Raw genomic sequence first — 2,588 nt, forward strand, 5'->3', positions numbered from 1 at the left:
TTCTCCCAGCGGGAGTTCAGGACGTTGAGGTGCTCCTGCTTGTCGGCCAGGTCCTTGCGGAGCCGCTCCAGACGCTGCTTGGACGCCTCGTCGGTGACGGCGGACGACCTCCGGACCGTCTTCGAGACCAACGTGTTCGGCCTCGTGCGGGTGACGAACGCGTTCCTGCCGCTGCTGAAGCGCTCGGCCGCGCCCGTCATCGTGAACGTCAGCAGCGGCCTGGCGTCGCTGGCGAAGGCGAGCGCGCCGGGGACGCCGCACGCCGACTACCCGGGCATGGCCTATCCGACCTCGAAGGCGGCGGTCAACATGCTCACGGTCCGGTACGCCAACGCGCTCACCGGGATGCGGATCAACGCGGTGGAGCCCGGCTACACCGCGACCGACATCAACCAGCACGCCGGGCACCAGACCGTCGAGGAGGGCGTGGAGATCATCGTCCGGATGGCCCAGGTCGGCCCGGACGGCCCGACCGGCACCTACCGCGACGTGGACGGCCCGCTGCCCTGGTAGCCCGGTCCGCCCCGCACGCCGACCCGGCCGGCGGACGCGCCGGCGGCGCGTTCACGGCGTGGCGCGGCCGCCGGGCGCGGTAGGACGGAGGGGCCGTCCGGACGCTCACGGGGGCGTCCGGACGGCCCCGCCCTATACTCGTTCGGTAAAGCGAACGCCGGTGGGGTGTCGGCCGTCCCGCCGGACGACGAAGGGAACGCGGGTGAGCGAATCAGTGCGCGACATGCTGGCGGCGAACCTCCGCCGGGCGCGCGCCGAGCGCGGGCTGTCGCTGTCGGAGCTGTCCCGCCGGTCCAAGATCGGCAAGGCGACGCTGTCGCAGCTGGAGGCGGGTGCGGGCAACCCCACGATCGAGACCGTGTTCAGCCTGTCGCGGGCGCTGGAGGTCCCCATCTCCGACCTGCTGGACAGCGAGCGGCCGAACGGGCTGACCGTGGTGCGCGCCGCGGACGTGGAGGTGCTGTCCGGCGCGGGGGTGGACCTGCGCCCGCTGCGCGGCATCGAGTCCGGCGACGCCATCTTCGAGGTGTACGACCAGCAGGTCAGGCCGGACTCCCGGCAGGACTCCCTCGGCCACGTCGGCACCGAGCACACCATCGTGCAGGCGGGCCGGCTGGGCGTTCGGGTCGACGGACGGGAGGTGGAGCTCGGGCCCGGCGACTACGTCGGCTTCGACGGCCTGCTCCCGCACAGCTACACCGCCCTGGAGGGGCCGGTCCGTTCGGTGCTCCTCCTCCAGTACCGTGCTGACCAGCGGCTTCACTCCGCCAAGGCGGGCCCGCCGTGCCTGGCCGAAACTCCGTGAACTCGGTCACGCCGGACCGTTGACACGGCGTGAACAGGCGTCATAACCTCCGAAGCGTTCGGTTTAACGAACGAGTTGGTGGGGGGAACGCATGCGCGTCGTGGTCGTGGGCGCCGGAATCGTCGGCGCCGCCTGCGCGCGGGAGCTGGCGCGGGCCGGGCTCGCGGTGACCGTCCTGGACCGGGGCGGCCCCGCGGCGGCGACCACCGCGCACGGCGAGGGCAACGTCCTGGTCTCCGACAAGGGGCCGGGCCCGGAGCTGGAGCTGGCGAGGCTGTCGCGGCGGCTGTGGCCCGAGATCCTGGACGTCCTGCCGGACCGCGAGCCGGTCGAGTGGGACCCCAAGGGCGGCATCGTCGTCGCCACGACCGACGAGGGCGCCCGGGAGCTGGAGAGGTTCGCCGAAGGTCAGCGCGCCGTCGGCGTCACCGCCGAGCCGGTGGACGCCGCGGCCCTCGCCGCCGCCGAGCCGCACCTCACCCGTGACGTCGCCGCCGCCGTCCACTACCCGGACGACGCGCAGGTCCAGCCGGCCGGCGCGGCGACCGCGCTGCTGGCCGACGCCCTGCGGCACGGCGCCGAGCTCCGCACCGGCTGCGAACTGCTCGGCGCGCGTGTCGCGGGAGGCCGCCTCACCGGCGTCCGCACCTCCGGCGGCGTCCTGCCCGCCGACCTCGTCGTGAACGCCGCCGGACCCTGGTCGGGCGAGACCGCGGCCCGGCTGGGCGCGCCGGTCGACGTCCGGCCCCGGCGCGGCGAGGTGCTGGTCACCACCCCGCAGCCGCCGACCGTCTTCCACAAGGTCTACGACGCCGACTACGTCGGCGCGGTCGGCAGCGGCGCGCAGGACCTGCAGACCTCGGCCGTCGTGGAGTCCACCCGCGCCGGGACCGTCCTGCTCGGCTCGGCCCGCCGCCGCGTCGGCTTCGACGACCGGATCCGCCCGCACGTCCTCGCCGAGATCGCCCGCAAGGCGCTGCGGCTGTACCCGGTGCTCGCGGGCGTCCAGGTGATGCGCGCGTACGGCGGGTTCCGGCCCTACGTCCCCGACCACCTGCCGGTCGTCGGCCCCGACCCCCGGCTGCCCGGCCTCTGGCACGCCACCGGCCACGAGGGCGCCGGCATCGGCCTCTCGGTGGGCACCACGCTGCTCCCTCCGAAGCGGTGGCGGGTCGGTCCGCGCCGAGGACGGCGGGGCGGTCGGCCCGGAACGGCTCCGGGTCGACCGAGGGCGCGGCCCCGGTGACCAGCTCGCGCAGCAGCAGCGCGG

Annotated in this window: 3 protein-coding genes; all 3 read left to right on the forward strand. The window is 75.0% G+C overall.

From position 1 onward, the window contains the following. Nucleotides 1-132 precede the first annotated feature (132 nt). The 3 genes from AB0J52_RS35660 (at nt 133) to AB0J52_RS35670 (ending at nt 2,564) form a co-directional block, all read left to right on the forward strand. Nucleotides 133-513: an SDR family NAD(P)-dependent oxidoreductase gene (locus AB0J52_RS35660; protein ID WP_500187332.1), complete on the forward strand. Its 381-nt coding sequence runs from the start codon at nt 133-135 to the stop codon at nt 511-513. A gap of 202 nt (nt 514-715) precedes the next feature. Next, nucleotides 716-1,318 carry a helix-turn-helix domain-containing protein gene (locus AB0J52_RS35665; RefSeq protein ID WP_500187333.1) on the forward strand — a complete coding sequence of 201 codons (603 nt, stop codon included), beginning with the start codon at nt 716-718 and terminating at the stop codon, nt 1,316-1,318. A gap of 91 nt (nt 1,319-1,409) precedes the next feature. Next, on the forward strand, nt 1,410-2,564 hold the full coding sequence (locus tag AB0J52_RS35670; RefSeq protein WP_500187334.1) for an NAD(P)/FAD-dependent oxidoreductase: 1,155 nt from the start codon (nt 1,410-1,412) through the stop codon (nt 2,562-2,564). The last annotated feature ends 24 nt before the right edge of the window (nt 2,565-2,588 follow it).

Origin of the sequence: Spirillospora sp. NPDC049652, from assembly GCF_040675125.1 — a bacterium.
Taxonomy (GTDB): Bacteria; Actinomycetota; Actinomycetes; order Streptosporangiales; family Streptosporangiaceae; genus Spirillospora.

Coding starts and splice junctions, on each gene's coding strand:
- AB0J52_RS35670 (WP_500187334.1), top strand. CDS start 1,410: ATGCGCGTCGTGGTCGTGGGCGCCGGAATCGTCGGCGCCGCCTGCGCG.